We start from the raw sequence: 18,927 nt of genomic DNA, 5'->3' as shown, positions 1-18,927 counted from the left end.
GGGCCGGGCGGGGGTGGGCCGGGGTCAGCGGGGCGCGGTGAGGGCTGCGGAGAGCCGGTCGAGGGCGGGCTGTGCCTCGTACGGGGAGAGGGTGCGGCCGGCGAGGAAGGCGAAGGCGAGGAGGCGTCCGTCGGGGGTGACCGCGGTGCCCGCGAGGGTGTTGACGCCGGTGAGGGTGCCGGTCTTGGCGCGGACGAGTCCGGCGCCCGCGGGGGCGGTGCCGAAGCGGTCGGCGAGGGTGCCGGTGAAGCCGCCGACGGGGAGGCCGGTGAGCAGGGGGCGCAGGGCGGGGTGGGCGGGGTCGGCCGCGCGGGTGAGGAGGGCGGTGAGGAGGGCGGCGGTGAGGCGGTCGCGGCGGTCGAGTCCGCTGCCGTCGGCGAAGCGGGCGCCGGTGACGGGGAGGCCGAGGCGGGCGAGTTCGTCGTGGACGGCCCGGGCGGCGCCGTCGAAGCTCGCGGGTGCCCTGTGGGCGAGGGCGGTGTGGCGGGCGAGGGCTTCGGCGAGGTCGTTGTCGCTGTGGGTGAGGGTGCGTTCGGCGAGGTCGGCGAGGGGGGCGGAGTGCGTACGGGCGAGGGGGGCGGCCTTCGGGGCGCGGCCGGGGGCCGGGTCGCCGGTGACCGTGATCCCGGCGTCGGCGAGGAGGGCGGCGAAGGCGGTGGCGGTGTCGCCCGCGGGGTCGCCGGTGCGGGGGGCGGGGCCGTCGCGGCTGTCGTCGAGGCGGCCGCCGCGGGTCATGAGGGCGACGACGGGGGCGAGGTTCTCGTTGGGGCCGATGGGGTGGACGGCGGGCCCGGTGTAGAGGCTCGTGTCGTAGGCGAGGCGTACGGAGCGGTGGCCGCGCGCCGTGAGGGCGCGGGCGGTGTCGGTGGCGAGGGTCCTGAGGCGGCCGGGGTCGAGAGTGGGGTCGCCGCCGCCGGTGAGGGTGACGGTGCGGCCGTCGGGGGCGGCGGTGACGGTGGTGGTGAGGCGGTGGTCGGGGCCGAGGGCGGAGAGGGCGGCGGCGACGGTGGCGATCTTGGTGGTGGAGGCGGGGGTCATGGGGGCGGTGTCGCCCGCGCCGTAGAGCCGTCGTCCGGTGGCGGTGTCGACGACGGAGGCGGCCCGGAGCGGGCCGAGGCCGGGATCGGCGAGGAGGGGGCCGAGGACGGCGGCGAGGTCGGCGGGGCGGCCCGCCGCGGCCGGGGCGTGCAGGGCGGGGAGGACGCCGGGGGCGCTGGGCGCGGGCGCGGGGCGGTGGGGCGGGGCGGGTGCCGGGGCGTGACGTGCGCCACCCGGTGACTGGGCGGCGGCGCGTGCGCGTTCGGCCGTACGCTGGCCGGAGTCCCACGGGCCTGCCAGGGTCACCGCCACGGCGGCCAGGGCCAGACCGAGGGCGGCGGAGCCCGCCGTGAGCTGCCACGTTCTCGGCTCGGGCATTGCTGACCAGCCCCTTTCGCGATCACGGTCGTGCGTGAGGGACACTTAATCACCGCGCGTCGTCGCGAGCAGTCACTTGTGTGTTGATTCAGGAGGAGCCACCCGTGGAGTTCGACGTTCTCATCGAGATCCCGAAGGGGTCGCGTAACAAGTACGAGGTCGACCACGAGACGGGTCGCATCCGCCTGGACCGTCGTCTGTTCACGTCGACGGCCTACCCGACCGACTACGGCTACGTCGAGAACACCCTCGGCGAGGACGGCGACCCGCTGGACGCCCTCGTCATCCTGGACGAGCCGACGTTCCCGGGCTGTCTGATCAAGTGCCGTGTCATCGGCATGTTCCGCATGACCGACGAGGCCGGCGGCGACGACAAGCTGCTGTGCGTCCCGGCGACGGACCCGCGCATGGAGCACCTGCGGGACATCCACCACGTGTCGGAGTTCGACCGTCTGGAGATCCAGCACTTCTTCGAGGTCTACAAGGACCTGGAGCCGGGCAAGTCGGTCGAGGGCGCGGACTGGGTCGGTCGCGCCGAGGCCGAGGCCGAGATCGAGAAGTCGTACGCGCGGGCCAAGGAGCAGGGCGGCCACTGAGCCGTTCCCGTTCCCCGCGTGTGAAGGCGGTGCACCTCTTGGGGTGCACCGCCTTTCGCACGTCCGTCTCATGCTCATACTGGAAGCCACGGTTCCCTGGGGAGTGAGGCGGTCGGTGTGGTGGCGGAGCCGGACGGTTCTGAGCTCGGTCCGGACGGGGCTCCGGAGGACCGCAAGCCGCAGTCGGACGAGGCGCGGAGCGCGTTCGTGGCGCCCGCCGGGGTGGAGCCGCCCCCGCCCCCGGAGGAGGAGCACCCGACGTCCGAGTTCGCCCTGCCGCCGGGGATGACGCCGGAGCCGCCGCCGGAGCAGGAGGGCTCGGCGTTCGCGACGCCCGCCACGTACTCGGCGCGGAACTCGCCGCCGGTGTTCACGCCCGCGTACGCGGTTCCGCTGGTGCGGATGTCACAGGACGCGCCCTGGCAGGACCGGATGCGGACGATGCTGCGGCTGCCGGTGGGGGACCGGCCGGTGCCGGAGGCGCCGCGCAAGGAGGACGAGTCGGGTCCTTCGGTGCCCCGGGTGCTCGACCTGACGCTGCGCATCGGGGAGCTGCTGCTCGCGGGCGGTGAGGGCGCGGAGGACGTCGAGACGGCGATGTTCGTGATCTGCCGTTCGTACGGGCTCGACCGGGTCGAGCCGACGGTGACGTTCACGTTGTTGTCGGTGACGTACCAGCCCTCGCTGGTGGACGATCCGATCACGGCGAACCGGACGGTGCGGCGCCGGGGGACGGACTACACGCGGCTCGCCGCGGTGTACACGCTGCTGGCGGACATCCACGCGCGGGCGCACGAGGTGACGCCCGAGGAGGCGTACCGGCGGCTCGCGGAGATCCGGCGGAACCGGCATCCGTATCCGGGGTGGGTGCTGACGGCGGCGGCGGGCGTGCTCGCGGGTGCGGCGTCGGTGCTGCTGGGCGGCGGGCCGACGGTGTTCTTCGTGGCGGCGCTGGGCGCCGTGCTGGGTGACCGGCTGGCGTGGCTGTGCGCGGGGCGGGGGCTGCCGGAGTTCTACCAGTTCCTGGTGGCGGCGATGCCCCCGGCGGCGATGGGGGTGCTGCTGACGCTGCTGCACGCGGATCTGCGGCCCTCGGCGGTGATCACCGGTGGTCTGTTCGCGCTGATCCCGGGGCGGGCGCTGGTGGCGGCGGTGCACGACGGGCTGACCGGTTTCTACATCACGGCCTCGGCGCGGCTCCTGGAGGTCGCCTACTTCTTCGTGGCGATCGTGGTGGGCGTGCTCTCCGTGCTGTACGTGGCGGTGCAGTTCGACGCGCAGCTGAATCCGGAGGGGGCGCTGCGGGCGGTGGAGCGTCCGGTGACGCAGACCCTGGCGTCGATGGTGCTGTGCGCGACCTTCGCGATCCTGTTGCAGCAGTCGCGGGCGACGGTGCTGTTCGCGACGCTGAACGGCGGGGTGGCGTGGGTGGTGTACGCGTCGATCGCGGTGACGGCGCAGGGCTCGGCGGTGATGGCGACGTCGGTGGCGGCTGGGCTCGTGGGGCTCTTCGGGCAGTTGATCGCCCGGTACAAGCACACCTCGTCGCTGCCCTACGTGACGGCGGCGATCGGGCCGCTGCTGCCGGGTTCGGCGACGTACTTCGGGGTGCTCGCCATCGCGCAGAACAATCTGGACCAGGGCTTCACGTCGCTGGCGAAGGCGGCGGCGCTGGCCCTCGCGATCGCGATCGGGGTGAACCTGGGAGGCGAGCTGGCGCGGCTGTTCATGCAGGCGCCCGGCGCGGCCGCGGCGCGCCGGGCGGCGAAGCGGACCAGGGGCTTCTGAGGCCCTCGGTCCGGGCCCCTCGCCCGGGAGGGGCGGGGGAAGGGGTCAGCGCTTGGCGTGGCGGCCCCGGGAGGGCCCCGGGGGCGACTGGTCCGGGGCGCCGGGCGTGCCGGGAGCGTCGTGGTCGCCCGCCGCGCGGGCCTTCTTCGACTGGGAGCGGGCCCGGAGGACCTCGATCACGATCGGGACCACGGAGATCAGGACGATCGCGATGAGGATCATCTCGATGTGCTTGTGCACGAAGTCGATCTTGCCGAGGGCGGCGCCGAGGATGGTGACGCCCGCGCCCCAGAGGACACCGCCGATGATGTTGAACGTGATGAACGAGCGGTAGTTCATCCGGCTGACGCCCGCGATGATCGGCGTGAACGTCCGCACGATGGGCACGAAACGGGCCAGGACCAGCGACTTCGGGCCGTGCTTCTCGAAGAACAGGTGCGCCTTCTCGACGTTCTCCTGCTTGAACAGCTTGGAGTCGGGGCGCTTGAAGAGGGCGGGTCCGACCTTGCGGCCGAAGAGGTAGCCGACCTGGTCTCCTATGATCGCGGCGGCCACGATCATGGTGCAGACCAGCCACAGCGGGGTGTCGATCTTCCCGGTGGTGACGAGGAGGCCGGTGGTGAAGAGCAGCGAGTCGCCGGGCAGGAAGAACCCGATGAGGAGTCCGGACTCGGCGAAGACGATGGCGAGGACTCCGTACAGACCGAAGGTCCCGATCAGATAGTCGGGGTCCAGCCAGCTCGGTCCGAGGGCAAGCGTGTTCACGGGCTTCCGGGCTCCTGCGGTCGGTGGGGGCGGGGACGGCTGGCTCCAAGTTACCAACGCGGGCCGGGCGCACCCGGTTCCACCCGGGCGCCAGGGGATGCGGACGGGGCCCGGGGCCGCGAGTCTTGGGGTTCAGGAGGTGTATGCCGATGGGCATCGAGGAGTACGGAGGCGGCCAGGGGCCGCAGCCCGACGTGCTGGTCGTGACGACGAACGACGTGCCGGGATACGAGGTGCGGCAGGTGATCGGTGAGGTCTTCGGGCTCACCGTCCGCTCCCGCCATCTGGGCAGTCAGATCGGCGCGGGGCTGAAGTCGATGATCGGCGGCGAGCTGAAGGGTCTGACCAAGACCCTGGTGCAGACCCGCAACCAGGCGATGGAACGCCTGGTGGAACAGGCGCGGGCACGGGGTGCGAACGCCGTCCTGATGTTCCGTTTCGACGTCACCGAGGCGGCCGACGTGGGCACGGAGGTGTGCGCGTACGGCACCGCAGTCGTGATCGCGCCCCGCGCCTGAGCGCCCCCGCGCGGGGCGCCTGACGGGGCTCGGCGGGTGCCGTGACGGGGCCAGTCGAGGCCTGATGGGCTTTGAACTGGGATCTTCTGTCCTGCGGTCCGGACCTCGGGCGTCCGGCCGGTCCGGGATCACGAGCCGGTCGACGGTCCGGGGCCGGGGTTCCCCTCCGGTGGGAGGCGCGCTCCTGGGGCGTGGGCGGTGCCGGTCGGAGCCACTTGGTCCGGATTCCGGTTCCGGGGGCCCGGCCGGTTCCGGGGTGGCGGCCGGTTCCGGGTGGCAGCCGGTTCCGGGTGGCAGCCGGTTCCGGGTGGCAGCCGGTTCCGGGTGGCAGCCGGTTCCGGGTGGCAGCCGGTTCCGGGGCGGCGGCCGGTTCCGGGGCGGCGGCCGGTTCCGGGGCGGCGGCCCTGAGCGGGCCGGATCTCCGGGGCCGGGGCGGGCCGCCTGCCCCGGGGCAGCGGACCGCCGGGCTCGGGACTCAGACATCAGGCCTCGGGCCCGAGTGGCCGGGTGGGGTACGGACGCACCCGTACGGCCGACCCGGCCGCGCTCCGTACGATGACCCGCGCCCGGACGGTGTCCCGTGCCCGGACGGCGGCCTTGCCGGGCGTACGGCGACCCCCGGCCCGTCCTGTCCGTACGGCCACCGGGCCACCGGGCCACCGGGCCACCTCGCCCGCCGGGAATCCTCCCGGGAGTCCCCCGGAGACCGGCCGTCCGCCCGCCGAGGACCGGGCCCGCGCGCCCCGGGCCCCCGCGTTGTGCCTGCCGGGCTGTGGGCCGGGGCGTTTCGGGGGGTGGGCGCGCCCCGGGTGGGTGCCGGGGGGCGTGGGGATGCCGGGGGCGGCGGGGGCCCGTCGCCCGTATGCCCGTGGTCCGGCTTCGGGGTGGTGGGCCGCCCGCCGCGGTCAGGGCCTCGGGGTGGCGGGCCGCCGCTCCCCGGTCCCGCTCCGGAGGGGCGAGCCGCCGCTCTCGGGGCCGTTTCAGGGTGTTGAGTCTCATATGCGCCTTTATGGTGAGCCCGTGGCTTCTGATCATGTTTCGCCCGTGCCCGCCGGTCCTTCCGGTCCGGCGGGCTCCGACGGCGTCACCCCGCTGCGGACCCTGCTCCCGCAGGTCCTGCCCGCGCTCGTGGTCGGCATCGGCGCCAGCCTGCTGTTCCTGGCGATCAGCTACCTCTCGGAGGAGCTCCAGCACGTCCTCTGGAACGACCTGCCCGACGCCCTCGGCATCGGCGGCTACTCCTCCCTCTGGATCATCGCCATGCTCACCGCCACCGGCGTCGCCGTGGGCCTCGTCGTCTGGAAGGTGCCCGGACACGCGGGCCCCGATCCCGCCGCCATGGGCCTCGGCGGGCCACCGCTCGCCCCCGCCGTCGTCCCCGGGCTGCTGCTCGCCAGCGCCCTCGCCCTCGCCGGTGGCGTCAGCCTCGGCCCCGAGAACCCGATCATCGCCACCAACATCGCCCTCGCCTACTGGCTCGGCCGCAGGGCCGCGCCCACCGTGCCCGGCGCCGCCTGGGTCGCCCTCGCCTCCGCCGCCACCATCGGCGCCCTCTTCGGCACCCCGGTCGCCGCCGCCCTCGTCATCTCCGAGGCGCTCACCGGCCAGCCGGGGCCCGGCTCGCTCTGGGACCGGCTGTTCGCCCCGCTGCTCGCCGCGGGCGCGGGCGCGATGACCACCCAGCTCCTCGCCGAGCCCAGCTTCGACCTGGGGCTCCCGCCGCTCACCGATCCCGGCTGGACCGATCTCCTCGGCTCCCTGGTCATCGCCTCCGCCGCCGCCCTCTTCGGCCTCGCGGCCTGCTACCTCTTCCCCCACGTCCACAGCGCCTTCACCCGGCTGCGGCACCCGATGCTGATGCTCCCCGCCGGCGGCCTCGTCCTGGGCCTCCTGGGCGCCCTCGGCGGCCATCTGACGCTCTTCAAGGGCCTGTCCGAGGTCAAGGAGCTGACCTCCTCCATCGGCGGCTGGTCCTCCGGCGAGCTGGCCAAGCTGGCCGCCGTCAAACTGCTCGCCCTCCTCGTCGCCTCCTCCTGCGGCTTCCGGGGCGGCCGGATCTTCCCCGCCGTCTTCATCGGCGCCGCCTTCGGCCTGTTCTGCCAGGCCCTCGTCCCCGAGGTGCACCCGGCGGTCGCCGTCTCCTCCGGCGTCCTCGGCATCCTCCTGGCCACCACCCGGCAGGGCTGGATCAGCCTCTTCACCGCCGCCGTGCTCGTCGCCTCCCCCGCCACCCTCACCCTGCTCTGCCTGGCCTCGCTCCCCGCCTGGCTGCTGGTCACCGGCCGCCCCCAGCTGGAGCTCGACACCCAGGGCAAGTCCCTGCACTGATCCCGCGCCCGTCCCGTACCGAAGGAGTCCCCCGTGCCGCTCCACCAGGGTCCCGCCGCCTCACCGCCCGAGCCCGAACGCCGGCTCGCGCTCAACCCCTTCTTCGGCGAGGCCAATCCGGTCGGCGGCATGGCCCAGGCCCCACCGCGCCACCGGATGCCCGACGGCCCGCTGCCCCCGATGAGCGCCTACCAGCTCGTCCACGACGAGCTGATGCTCGACGGCAACGCCCGGCTCAACCTCGCCACCTTCGTCACCACCTGGATGGAGCCCCAGGCCGGGGTCCTGATGGGCGAGTGCCGGGACAAGAACATGATCGACAAGGACGAGTACCCGCGCACCGCCGAACTGGAGCGCCGCTGCGTCGCCATGCTCGCCCACCTGTGGAACGCGCCGGACCCGGCCACCGCCGTCGGCTGCTCCACCACCGGCTCCAGCGAGGCCTGCATGCTCGCCGGGATGGCCCTCAAGCGCCGCTGGTCCCGACGGAACGCCGACCGCTACCCGGGCAGCGCCCGCCCCAACCTGGTGATGGGCGTCAACGTCCAGGTCTGCTGGGAGAAGTTCTGCAACTTCTGGGAGGTCGAACCCCGGATCGTCCCCATGGAGGGCGACCGCTACCACCTCGACGCCGCCTCCGCCGCCGCGCTCTGCGACGAGAACACCATCGGCGTCGTCGCCGTCCTCGGCTCCACCTTCGACGGCTCCTACGAACCCGTCGCCGAGATCTGCGCCGCCCTCGACGAGCTGCGCGACCGTACCGGCGTCGACGTCCCCGTGCACGTCGACGGCGCCTCCGGCGCCATGATCGCCCCCTTCCTCGACGAGGAACTCGTCTGGGACTTCCGGCTCCCCCGGGTCGCCTCGATCAACACCTCCGGCCACAAGTACGGCCTGGTCTACCCGGGCGTCGGCTGGGCCCTGTGGCGCTCCCCCGCCGAACTCCCCGAGGAACTCGTCTTCCGCGTCAACTACCTCGGCGGCGACATGCCGACCTTCGCGCTCAACTTCTCCCGGCCGGGCGCCCAGGTCGTCGCGCAGTACTACAACTTCCTGCGGCTCGGCCGGGAGGGCTACCGGGCGGTCCAGCAGACCTCCCGGGACATCGCCCGGGGCCTCGCCGAACGCATCGAGGCGATGGGCGACTTCCGGCTCCTCACCCGGGGCGACCAGCTGCCCGTCTTCGCCTTCACCACCACGCCCGACGTCACCGCCTTCGACGTCTTCGACGTGTCGCGGCGGCTGCGCGAACGGGGCTGGCTCGTCCCCGCGTACACCTTCCCCGCCCATCGCGAGGACCTGTCCGTCCTCCGGGTGGTCTGCCGCAACGGCTTCTCCGCCGACCTCGCCGGGCTGCTCATCGAGGACCTCGGGCGCATCCTGCCCGAACTCCGCGCCCAGGAACGCCCCTTCACCCACGACAAGAAGGCCGCGACCTCCTTCCACCACTGAGCCCGGCCGCACGGACCCGGCGGGCACCACCCCGCCAGGCGCCACCCCGCCGGACGCTACCTCCCGAGCGCGCCGAACTTCCGCACCGCCAGCGGGAAGAAGACAAGCAGCAGTGCCAGCGGCCACAGCACCGCCGCCATGACGTGCCCCGGTTCGCCGCCCGGACTCCCGAAGAGGTCGCGGACCGCCGTCGCCGTCGCCGACATCGGGTTCCACTCCACGAACGTACCGAGCCAGTCCGGCATCGACTCCGGCGCCGCGAACGCGTTGGAGAGGAACCCCACCGGCCACACCAGGATCTGCACCGCCTGCACCAGTTCGGCCCGCCCCGCGGCCAGGGCCAGGAAGATCCCTATCCACAGCATCGCGAACCGCAGCAGGAGCAGCAGCCCCAGCGCCCCCAGGGTGCTCCCGAACCCGCCTCCGGTCCGCCAGCCGATCGCGTGCCCGACCCCCACGAGGACCAGGAGCCCCACCGTCGACTGGAGCATGTCGGCCGCCGCCCGGCCCACCAGGACCGCGCCGTCCGCCATCGGCAGCGACCGGAACCGGTCGACGACCCCCTTGTCCAGGTCCCGCACCACCGCCGTCATGGTGCCTTCGAGTCCGAACACCATGGTCAGGGTGAGCATCCCCGGCACCAGGAAGTCGACGTAGTCGCCGTCGACGCCCCGCCCGCCGCCGACCAGGAAGCCGAACATCAGCAGCATCATCACCGGGAACACCAGCCCCACGAGGACCTGCACCGGCTGGCGCGCCCAGTGCGCCAGTTCCCGGCGGGTCATCGTCCAGCAGTCCCCGACCACGTACGCGGCGCTCATACCGCCACCTCCCGCTCCTCCGGGGCGCCCCGGTCCGTCAGCTTCAGGAAGACCTCGTCGAGCGTCGGGCGCCGCAGGGCGATGTCCTCCGCCTCGATCCCGGCGGCCCCCAGCGCCCGCACGGTCTCGGCGAGCGAGGCCATCCGGTCGGTCACGGGCACGCTGAGCAGCCGCCGGTCGGCGTCCACGGTCACCTCGGCGCGCGGCGCGGGCAGCAGCCCGGCGGCTTCGTCGAGCCGTGCCGCGTCCCGTACGACCACGTCGACGCGGTCCGCGCCCGCCCGTGCCTTCAGGGCGTCGGGCGTGCCGTCGGCGACGACCCGGCCCCGGTCCACGACGGAGATCCGGTCCGCGAGCCGGTCGGCCTCCTCCAGGTACTGGGTGGTGAGCAGCACGGTCGTGCCCGCGCCGACGAGGGAGCGGACGGAGTCCCAGACCTCGGCGCGGCCGCGCGGGTCGAGGCCGGTGGTCGGCTCGTCGAGGAAGAGGATCTCGGGGTCGGTGATCAGTGAGGCGGCGAGGTCGAGCCGTCGCCGCATACCGCCGCTGTACTGCCGGACCGGCTTGCGGCCGGTGTCGGCGAGGCCGAAGCGGTCGAGGAGTTCGTCGGCCCTGACTCCGGCGCGGCGGGCGCCGAGGTGGTGGAGCCTGCCGAACATCTCCAGGTTCTGCCGGCCGCCCAGTTCCTCGTCGAGGGCCGCGTGCTGGCCGAGGAGGCCGATCCGCCGCCGCACCTCCCTGGCCCCGGTCCGTACGTCGTGGCCCGCGACCCGCACCAGGCCCTCGTCGTGCCGGAGCAGGGTGGCCAGGATGCGGACCGTCGTGGTCTTGCCCGCTCCGTTGGGGCCGAGCAGACCGTGGACGGTGCCGCGTCCGACCGTCAGGTCGAGCCCGGCCAGGGCGTCCTTGTCTCCGTACCGCTTGCGCGCGCCCTCCACGAGGATCGCGTCCGCCGTCATATGACTCCTCCGAATATGGGTAGTCAAACTTGACCACCCCCCACCGACGGAGCAAGATATGCCCTCCGATGGAGTTAGTCAAACTTGATTAGATGGGGGGTTGCTCGTCCCTGTCGTCGCCCGTCGTGGCCGGGGCGTCTTCGGCCCCGGCAGGTGGGCGGGCTCCCGCCGGTCTTCTCGCGGGGCCGGTACCGGGGCCCTTGCCGGGCCACGGTCCTTCATGCGTCGGGGGCCTTGCCGGGCCGAGACCCCCTGTGGGTCAGGGCCCTTGCCGGGCCGGGTCCGCTACAGGGCGGATCCCTTACGGGGCCGGGTCGCCGTCTACGGGGCCGGGTCGCCGTCCGCGTAGGGGTTCATCCCTTACGGGGCCGGGTTGCCGTCCGCGTAGGGGTTCTCCTCGCCCTCGGCGAGGACGCCCACGAACGGGTCCCCCTCACCGGCGAAGACGTACGCTCCCGCCTCGACCCGTTCGATCAGCCCGAGCGTCCACTCCTTGCCCGCGTCGGCCGAGTGGACCCACATGTGCATGATCTCGCCGATGTGCCCGAGCTGCCCGGGGCCGCCGTCCGGCGTGTAGTACTCCGTGACCGCCGTCCGCCACTCGTCGAGCGCCCGCACCCGGCGGCGCAGCAGCTCGACGGCCTCCTCGCGGGGCAGGTCCACCATGAAGCCGATGGCCGCCGACATGACGTCCATCTTCTGGTCGTACGTGGTCAGCGCCTCGCGCAGCAGCGCGAAGTACTCCCGCTCGCCGGACTCCGTCAGCTCGTACTCGACGCGCGGCGGCCCGCCGACCGCGCTCGGCGCCACCTCGTGCGCGTGCAGCAGCTCCTGCTTCGCCATCTGCTTCAGCGCGTGGTAGATCGAGCCCGGCTTGGCGTGGGACCACTCGTGCGCGCCCCAGTACTCCAGGTCGTTGCGCACCTGGTAGCCGTGGGCCCGGCCGTGCTGTCTGACCGCGCCCAGGACGAGCAGCCGGATCGCCGACATCCCGCGTACCTCCCCGTCGATTCCGATCCGACCAGGGTACGCGGAGGGGGTACGCGGGCGGGGTCAGCGCCCCTGTTCCGCCGCGATCAGCTCGAAGGAGGTCCGGCCGTCCAGGGACTCGCGGACGATGTCCGCGTGCCCGGCGTGCCGGGCGCCCTCCTGCACCAGGTGCAGCAGCATCCAGCGGACCGACACCCGGCCGTCCTCGGGGAACCAGGGGGCCTTGGGCAGCGGGAAGGTGTCGTCGAGGCTGGGCACGGACCGCACGAACTCCTCGGTCTCCTTCGCCACGCCCGCCCAGAAGTCGAGGACGGCGGGGATCGTCTCGTCCTCGACGAGCCGGAAGGCGTCGCCCCAGGTCTCCTGGGTGCGCTGCCGTTCGTTGGGCCTCTCCTGGGCCAGCCGGAGCCAGTTCAGTTCGACCTCGGCGACGTGCTTGAGGAGCCCGGAGAGGCTCAGCTCGCTGGCGCTGGGGCGGCTCGCCGCCTGCTCCTCGGTGAGGCCGTGCGCGGCACGCCGGATCGCGGCGCGCTGGGCCTCGATGAAGTTGAGGAGCGCGCCGCGCTCGTCGCCGTGGGCCTCCGTGGGCACGAGTGCCACCATGATGTCCGCCTTCCGTCCGTGGACCTTCTCGACACCCCTCACGCTACGGAACCTTGCGGACAGCTACGGTCCGCAAGGCGGGACGGGGCTCCTTCCGCGTGTCAGTGGACGTCGGCGCGCCCCGGGGCGTCCGCGCGCGTGACGACCCGCGTCCGCGCGGGTCAGAAGCGGGTCAGAAGGGGGTCAGAACCAGGTCAGAAGTGGGTCAGAAGGGGAAGCGGCTGCGGCCGTGCTGGATGGAGATCCACTTCTGGGTGGTGAAGGCCTCCACCATCGACTCGCCGTTGAGCCGCCCGATGCCGGAGCGCTTCTCACCGCCGAAGGGCACGATCGGCTCGTCGTGGACGGTCCCGTCATTGATGTGGATCATCCCGGTGTGGATGCGCTTGGCGATCCGCACCCCCCGCTCGACGTCCCCGGTGTGGACGGCGCCGCTGAGCCCGTACGGCGTGTCGTTGGCGATCCGCACCGCCTCCTCCTCGCCGTCGAACGGGATGATCAGGGCCACCGGGCCGAAGATCTCCTGGCCGAGGAGGGGGGAGTCGGGGGCGAAGCCGGTGAGGACGGAGGGGGAGACGAGGTTGCCGTCCACCGTGCCGTGCAGCAGTGCGGTCGCCCCGGCGGCCACCGCCTGGTCGACCAGCGAGGAGACCGCCTCCGCCTGCTGGGAGTTGATGAGGGGGCCGATGTGGGTGGCCGGGTCCGCCGGGTCGCCGACGCTCAGGGTCTTCACCTTGGCGACGAACTTCTCGGTGAACTCCGTCTCCACGCTCCGGTCGACCAGGACCCGGTTCGCGGCCATGCAGACCTGGCCCTGGTGGACGAAGCGGCTGAAGACGGCCGCGTCCACGGCGTAGTCGACGTCGGCGTCGTCGAGGACGATCAGGGCGCTGTTGCCGCCGAGTTCGAGGACGGCCTGCTTGAAGTTCTGCGCGCAGACCGTGGCGACGTGCCGGCCGACCCGGTCGGAGCCGGTGAAGGAGATGACCTTCGGGACCGGGTGGGTCAGGAGCGCGTCGCCGATCTCGGCGATGTCGGTGACGACGACGTTCAGCAGCCCGGCCGGCAGACCGGCCTCCTCCAGGACCTTGGCGACGAGGGTGCCGCCGCAGATCGGGGTGTTCTGGTGCGGCTTGAGGACGACCGCGTTGCCGAGGGCGAGCGCGGGCGCGACCGACTTGATCGAGAGGAGGAAGGGGAAGTTGAAGGGCGAGATGACACCGACGACGCCGACCGGGACGCGGTAGACGCGGTTCTCCTTGCCGTCCACCGGGGAGGGCAGGATGCGGCCCTCGGGGCGCAGCGCGAGCTGGACGGCCTCGCGGAGGAACTCCTTGGCGAGGTGCAGCTCGAAGGCCGCCTTGAGACGGGTGCCGCCGAGCTCGGCGACGATCGTCTCGGAGATCTCCGCCTCGCGGTCCTCGACGATCCGCAGCGCCCGCTCGAAGACCAGCCTGCGGGTGTACGGGTTGGTCTCCGCCCACGTGGCCTGGGCGCGCTCGGCGGCGCGGTAGGCGAGGTCCACCTCACCGGCGGTCGCGATGGTGATCGACGCGAGCTTCTCCCCCGTGTAGGGGTTGAAGTCGATGATGTCCCACGAGCCGCTGCCGGGCTTCCACTCGCCGTCGATGTACTGGTGGGCCAGGTCGGTGAAGTGCGACATGGATCGAGACCCCTCTACCCGCTCTACCTCTGCGCGCCGACAGAAGTGACGCCTGAACTGATGTCACGTCATCGTACTGATGTGTCAGGAGAGTTGAAGGAGGCCCCGTAGGATGTCGCGGCTTTCGGCCGGATCCGGCCCGTCCTCCCTGAGCCGCTCCATGACGCGCCGGTACTGGGCGACCTCCTCGCGCTTGTCGAGGTAGAGGGCGCTGGTGAGCTGCTCCAGATAGACGATGTCGGAGAGGTCGGACTCGGGGAAGCTCAGCATGGTGAAGGCGCCGCTCTCGCCCGCGTGCCCGCCGTAGCTGAAGGGCATGACCTGGAGGGTGACTCCTGGGTGCTCGGAGATCTCGATCAGATGCCTCAACTGGCCCTGCATGACGGCCCGGTCACCGTACGGGCGGCGCAGCGCGGCCTCGTCGAGGACGGCGTGGAACTGCGGGGCGCGCTCGGAGACCAGGACCTTCTGGCGTTCGACGCGGAGGGCGACCCGCCGGTCGATCTCGGCGGCGGGGGCGCCCGGCATCCCCCGGGTGACGACCGCCTGCGCGTACGCCTCGGTCTGCAACAGGCCGTGCACGAACTGCACTTCGTAGACGCTGATGAGGGAGGCGGCTCCCTCCAGACCGATGTACGTCTGGAACCAGCCCGGCAGGACGTCGCCGAAGCTGTGCCACCAGCCCGCCACATTGGCCTCGCGGGCGAGCCCGAGGAGCGAGCCGCGCTCGGCCTCGTCCCCGACCCCGTAGAGCGTGAGGAGGTCTTCGACGTCCCGTGCCTTGAAGCTCACCCGTCCCAACTCCATCCGGCTGATCTTGGATTCGGATGCGCGGATCGAGTAGCCGGCCGCCTCGCGGGTGATCCCGCGCGACTCGCGCAGCCGCCTCAGCTGGGAGCCCAGCAGGATGCGGCGCACCACACTCCCGCTCGCTCCGCCCGATTCGCCTGCGGTCACGGCTCCCAGCCTCCCCTTACGGTGTCGAGCCCCCGTCGAGCCCCGGATTCTGCCACCAAACGCTTCAGCGCGTACACATTCGATTACGGAAAGACGGCGAGTTCCGGGCATCCGCGCGTGCGGCGGGTGCGGATCCCGAAAAGTTCCGCTCCGGCAGGGGACGACTTATGCACAGATTAGGCGCGCGGATGGACAGGTCAGGCGCGTGCACGTGCATCTGCCCTTGCATCCAGTGGGCGCATTCGGAACCATGGAGCCCGCGCAGCCGCGTACTCGTTCGTGTTGTCGTGTTGTCGCACCACAGTCGCGATTCCCGGGAGTGCCTCGCATGGGGACGAATGGATCGACCGTGCTCGAGCCGCTACGGCAGGGCCTTCCGCCGATCGATCCCGGCGCCGTCTCCACCTCCGCCTCATGCGCCCTGCCCGCACGGTACGAAGCCGTGCGCGGGGCACGGAAGTTCACCAGCGCGACCCTGGACCGCTGGGAGCTGTCGGAGCGCTTCGACGACGTCGCCCTGGTCGTCTCCGAACTCGTCACCAACGCGCTGCGCCACGCGGTGCCCGGTGAGGGCTGTCCCGAGGACGGCCAGAACCCACCGGTCAGACTGCATCTGATGCGCTGGTCCTCACGTCTCGTGTGCGCCGTGCGCGACCCGAGCCAGGAGAGCCCGGAGGCACGCCGGGGCGAGGAGGACTTCGCGGCGGAGTCGGGGCGCGGACTCTTCCTGGTCGACTCGTTCAGCGACAGCTGGGGCTGGCACCCGCTCGCCGGGACACTGCGGGGCAAGGTGGTGTGGGCGCTGTTCCGGATCGGTCCGGAGTAGCGGGGAGCGCCGCCGCCGGGTGGAGATGCCCGGACGTGCGCGGATACCAATAGGCGGATACGGATAAGGGGAAGGGCCCGCGCGGGATGCGCGGGCCCTTCCCCTTGTCCGTATGTCCGTGCCGTCCTCAGACCAGGTGGTCGAACTCCCCGTCCTTGACGCCCAGCAGGAGTGCCTCGATCTCCGCGGGCGTGTAGACGAGCGCGGGCCCCTCTGGGTGCCGCGAGTTGCGGACGGCGACGTTCCCCCCGGGGAGCTTGGCGAACTCCACGCAGGACCCCTGGGAGTTGCTGTGCCTGCTCTTCTGCCACACGACACCGCGCAGCTCCGTGGCCGCCATGCCGTTGTACGCGTGATGCGCATGATGCACTGGTAGCTCCCCGAATTGCTTGGTGCACGTGTCAACTTCCCCGGATCATAGCTGTGTTCACATGCGGCTGCATGAGCAGATGCACGTGCACGCGGGGTGGCGTAGCGGCTACGCGACTCAGCGTGCTACCCCCCGGTAAGCCGCTCTGGGCCCGCCACCACCGGACTCACCCTACGGCGCCGGGCGCGGGGGCCCGGCAGGGGAGTCGGCAGGGTCCCCGGCGGTCGGGCGGGGGCCGGGCGGCGGGGCGGGTGGGGTGGTGGGGTGGGTGGGACGGGTGGGGTCGCCAGGGCCGGTGGGGTTGGTGGGGTTGGTGGACCGGCGGGGCGGCGAGGCGGCGGGGCGGTGATCGGTAAGCCGGTGGACCTGCGGGCCTGCGGGCCTGCGGCCTTGCGGCGTGGGGCGTCAGCGGCGGCGGGATTCCATCAGGGCCGTCGTCAGCTCGTCCAGCACCTCCAGGAGCAGCACCGCCCCCTTGCGCAGCAGGAAGTGGTCCGGGGGCTCGGCCTCCCAGGCGTCCACCGTCTCCCGCAGTTCCTCCCACTGCGGCACCCGGCGCTCCCGCACCGCCTTCGCTCCCCGCTCCGTCGCCCGGTGCAGGGCCTCCGCGAGGACGGCCGCGCCCGGTACGGGCGGTGCGCCACGCTCCGGAACGTGCGCCTCCAGAAGCATCGCGACCCGTCCCAGCTCCGCGAGCGCGTGGTCGGCCTGCTCCGTCGCCGCGTGCGAGAGCCCCCGGTGCCGCACCGGCTCGTGGGTCGCCCGCTCCACCGCCTCCTGCCAGGCGACCCGGGCCGCGCGGGTGTCCAGGAGCGCCTGGCGCACATCGGGCCCGTCCGCGCCCGCCGCCGGTTCGGCGTACCGCGCGACGACGACCGACGCGTACCGCCCGACCGACGCCAGCCAGTCCGCGAGCCTGCCGCGCAGCCGGGGCGTCTCCCAGGCGGGGTAGACGGCGTACGCCAGCATCGCGAGGAGCCCGCCGAGCAGCGTCAGCGTCACCCGGTCCCGTACCGTCTGGGTCAGCCCCGCGCCCTCCATGCCGAGCAGGAACACGACGTACGCGGCGACGAAGACCTGGCCCGCCGCGTACCCCGTGCGCATCAGCAGGTACATCGAGAAGGCGCACAGCACCGCGAGTCCGGCCGACAGGTAGACGTCCGGGTGCGCCGTCTGCACCACCGCCGTCGCCAGTCCGACCCCGATCAGGGTGCCGCCGAAGCGCGCCACCGAGCGGGCGTAGGTCTGCGAGAAGTCCGGGCGCATCACCATCACCGAGGCCATCGGCGCCCAGTAGCCGTGCCCGAGCGGCAGCGCGGAGCCCAGCAGGTACCCGGCGGCCGTCACCGCCGAGACCCGGACGGCGTGCCGCAGGACGGGCGAGTCACGGCGCAGTTCGGCGCGGACCTTCGCGAGGACGATCGGCGCGAGGCGCAGGAGGGTGGGACGGGCACGGACGACGGGGGCGGGGGGTTCCTTGGCGGGGGACTCCTTGGTGGGGGGTTCCTTCCGCGTGGCGGGGGGCGTCGACGACGCGCCCGGGGGCGCGGGCCGGGGGCCGGAGGTCTCGGCCGGGGGGCCGGATGGGCCCGTCCGTGGACCGGACGCGTCTCCGGACCCTTTTCCGGAACCTTCTCCAGCCCCTTCTCCAGACGCCTTCCTCTCCGGGCCGGGCGCCTCCCCGCGGGGGCCGGACGTCTCCGTCCTGGGCTCGGCCGTCTCGACGACGTCGCCGAGGAGGGCCATCAGGCGGACGGCCGCGCGGCGCGAGGGGCCGGTGAGGACCGCGCCGCTGTCCCGGGCACGGAGCGCCTCGACGGCGGACGGGGGCAGATCGACCGGTTCGCCGTGCCGGATCGCGTGCGCGGCGGCGTCCAGTACGGTGCCCGCCGCCGCGAGCAGCTCCCGCACGCGCGCGCGTTCCGGGCCCTCCTCCGGCACCCCGACCGCCGGGTCGGCGAGGGAGGCGAGGACCGGACGAATGCGTTCCGCGAGGCCCCGCGCACCGTGCAGCTCCACCGGGCGGCGGCGGGCCTGGCCCGGGGTGACCGCCGCCGCGCTGCGGGCCGTCATGAGCGGCAGGGGGTCGAACGGCGCGACCGGGTCGTGCCGCAGCCGACGGGCGTAGTCCGCCTCGGCGGCCAGCGCGTCCGCGAGGGCGTCCCGCTGGGCGCCCCAGGGGCGCACGGGCAGGAGGACGACCAGGGCCGCCTGCACGACACCGCCCGTGAAGATCATCACGGCGTGGCCCGCGGCCGCCGCGACCGAAGTGGGGAGGGTGACCGTGACCAGCATGATCGCCACGTTGGAGGAGGCGATGATGCCCGCGGTGGGCCCGGCGGCCCAGGCGAGGCCCGAGAGGAAGGTCCAGAGCAGCAGCAGGGCGAGGAAGAAACCCTCGTGGGCGCCGGTGAGGTAGCCGATGAAGGTGGAGACGGCGAGGCTGGCGCCGGAGGCGAGGGCGAGGGTGGGGCGGGGCCGCCAGGACCGCTGGAAGGTGGCGATGGCCGCCTGGAAGGCGCCGAAGGCGGAGGCCGCGGCGACGGCGGGGCCGAAGAGCGCGAGCGAGAAGCCGACGACCAGGGCGAGCCCGAGGGCGGCCCGGCCCGCGACGACGGGATCGAGCCGCCGCCGCTCGATGGTGAGTCCGGAGCGGGCGGTCTCCTTCAACGCCCGGAGCCAGCTCATGGCCCGAGCGTATCGGGCATCCAGCATGAACCGGGCATTTCACTGAGTGGTGGAGGCGGGTTGAGGCCCCCGGGGGCCGGGGTGGAGGGGGCACGCCCTGGCCGGGGCGTGTATCCGGAACGGAAGGGCGCGCCCCGACTGGGGCCGTACGGGGAACGGACCCGGGCCGGACCGGAGGGCGGTTGCG

The 18,927-nt window shown here is 73.1% G+C and carries 16 protein-coding genes; 6 read left to right on the top strand and 10 right to left on the bottom strand.

Annotation, left to right across the window (positions count from 1 at the left end; all coding sequences use genetic code 11):
* Positions 1 to 24: 24 nt before the first annotated feature.
* Positions 25 to 1,416, bottom strand: coding sequence for a D-alanyl-D-alanine carboxypeptidase/D-alanyl-D-alanine-endopeptidase (gene dacB, locus ACIRQY_RS15950; protein WP_403925801.1), 1,392 nt, complete (start codon positions 1,414 to 1,416; stop codon positions 25 to 27).
* A 104-nt stretch (positions 1,417 to 1,520) separates the two neighbouring features.
* On the opposite strand from dacB, the gene ACIRQY_RS15945 reads away from it, so the two are divergent.
* Together ACIRQY_RS15945 and ACIRQY_RS15940 are read left to right on the top strand one after the other, a co-directional pair.
* Positions 1,521 to 2,012: an inorganic diphosphatase gene (locus ACIRQY_RS15945; RefSeq protein ID WP_351785830.1), complete on the top strand. Its 492-nt coding sequence runs from the start codon at positions 1,521 to 1,523 to the stop codon at positions 2,010 to 2,012.
* Between the two features lie 117 nt (positions 2,013 to 2,129).
* Positions 2,130 to 3,800, top strand: a complete 1,671-nt coding sequence (locus ACIRQY_RS15940; RefSeq protein ID WP_403925798.1) for a threonine/serine exporter ThrE family protein — start codon at positions 2,130 to 2,132, stop codon at positions 3,798 to 3,800.
* A gap of 45 nt (positions 3,801 to 3,845) precedes the next feature.
* Here ACIRQY_RS15940 and ACIRQY_RS15935 read toward each other — a convergent pair whose 3' ends face one another.
* On the bottom strand, positions 3,846 to 4,565 hold the full coding sequence (locus tag ACIRQY_RS15935; protein ID WP_403925795.1) for a DedA family protein: 720 nt from the start codon (positions 4,563 to 4,565) through the stop codon (positions 3,846 to 3,848).
* A gap of 149 nt (positions 4,566 to 4,714) precedes the next feature.
* Between ACIRQY_RS15935 and ACIRQY_RS15930 the strand changes: the two genes are divergently transcribed.
* The 3 genes from ACIRQY_RS15930 (at position 4,715) to ACIRQY_RS15920 (ending at position 8,863) form a co-directional block, all read left to right on the top strand.
* Positions 4,715 to 5,083, top strand: coding sequence for a YbjQ family protein (locus tag ACIRQY_RS15930; RefSeq protein WP_351786055.1), 369 nt, complete (start codon positions 4,715 to 4,717; stop codon positions 5,081 to 5,083).
* Between the two features lie 1,020 nt (positions 5,084 to 6,103).
* A complete protein-coding gene (locus ACIRQY_RS15925; protein WP_403925792.1) occupies positions 6,104 to 7,411 on the top strand; it encodes an ion channel protein in 1,308 nt (435 codons plus the stop codon).
* A gap of 33 nt (positions 7,412 to 7,444) precedes the next feature.
* Positions 7,445 to 8,863, top strand: coding sequence for a glutamate decarboxylase (locus ACIRQY_RS15920; protein ID WP_351785840.1), 1,419 nt, complete (start codon positions 7,445 to 7,447; stop codon positions 8,861 to 8,863).
* 56 nt (positions 8,864 to 8,919) lie between these two features.
* Here ACIRQY_RS15920 and ACIRQY_RS15915 read toward each other — a convergent pair whose 3' ends face one another.
* The 6 genes from ACIRQY_RS15915 to ACIRQY_RS15890 all read right to left on the bottom strand — a co-directional run bounded on the left by ACIRQY_RS15915 (position 8,920) and on the right by ACIRQY_RS15890 (position 14,856).
* Complete coding sequence (locus ACIRQY_RS15915) at positions 8,920 to 9,684, bottom strand: ABC transporter permease (protein WP_403925789.1); 765 nt, start codon at positions 9,682 to 9,684, stop codon at positions 8,920 to 8,922.
* Positions 9,681 to 10,643 (bottom strand): ATP-binding cassette domain-containing protein, encoded by a 963-nt coding sequence (locus tag ACIRQY_RS15910; RefSeq protein ID WP_403925786.1) that lies wholly within the window; start codon positions 10,641 to 10,643, stop codon positions 9,681 to 9,683. Before ACIRQY_RS15910 ends, ACIRQY_RS15915 begins: the two co-directional genes overlap by 4 nt.
* Positions 10,644 to 11,003: 360 nt before the next feature.
* A complete protein-coding gene (locus tag ACIRQY_RS15905) occupies positions 11,004 to 11,633 on the bottom strand; it encodes a PadR family transcriptional regulator (protein ID WP_403925784.1) in 630 nt (209 codons plus the stop codon).
* A gap of 63 nt (positions 11,634 to 11,696) precedes the next feature.
* Complete coding sequence (locus ACIRQY_RS15900) at positions 11,697 to 12,236, bottom strand: DinB family protein (protein WP_403925923.1); 540 nt, start codon at positions 12,234 to 12,236, stop codon at positions 11,697 to 11,699.
* Positions 12,237 to 12,441: 205 nt separating this feature from the next.
* Complete coding sequence (locus ACIRQY_RS15895) at positions 12,442 to 13,899, bottom strand: aldehyde dehydrogenase family protein (RefSeq protein WP_403925781.1); 1,458 nt, start codon at positions 13,897 to 13,899, stop codon at positions 12,442 to 12,444.
* A gap of 84 nt (positions 13,900 to 13,983) precedes the next feature.
* Entirely contained in the window at positions 13,984 to 14,856 is an 873-nt protein-coding gene (locus tag ACIRQY_RS15890) for a helix-turn-helix transcriptional regulator (protein WP_351785852.1), read from the bottom strand.
* Between the two features lie 328 nt (positions 14,857 to 15,184).
* Here ACIRQY_RS15890 and ACIRQY_RS15885 point away from each other — a divergent pair, with 328 nt between their 5' ends.
* Complete coding sequence (locus tag ACIRQY_RS15885) at positions 15,185 to 15,682, top strand: ATP-binding protein (RefSeq protein ID WP_351785855.1); 498 nt, start codon at positions 15,185 to 15,187, stop codon at positions 15,680 to 15,682.
* Positions 15,683 to 15,809: 127 nt separating this feature from the next.
* Here the strand turns inward: ACIRQY_RS15885 and ACIRQY_RS15880 are convergent, their stop codons facing one another.
* Both ACIRQY_RS15880 and ACIRQY_RS15875 read right to left on the bottom strand, forming a co-directional pair.
* Positions 15,810 to 16,022: a DUF397 domain-containing protein gene (locus ACIRQY_RS15880; protein WP_173861569.1), complete on the bottom strand. Its 213-nt coding sequence runs from the start codon at positions 16,020 to 16,022 to the stop codon at positions 15,810 to 15,812.
* Positions 16,023 to 16,457: 435 nt separating this feature from the next.
* Positions 16,458 to 18,740, bottom strand: coding sequence for an FUSC family protein (locus tag ACIRQY_RS15875; protein ID WP_403925777.1), 2,283 nt, complete (start codon positions 18,738 to 18,740; stop codon positions 16,458 to 16,460).
* Between the last annotated feature and the right edge of the window lie 187 nt (positions 18,741 to 18,927).

The organism is Streptomyces sp. NPDC101490, from assembly GCF_044767145.1.
GTDB lineage: Bacteria > Actinomycetota > Actinomycetes > Streptomycetales > Streptomycetaceae > Streptomyces.
This window is presented reverse-complemented; position numbering and strand designations above follow the sequence as displayed.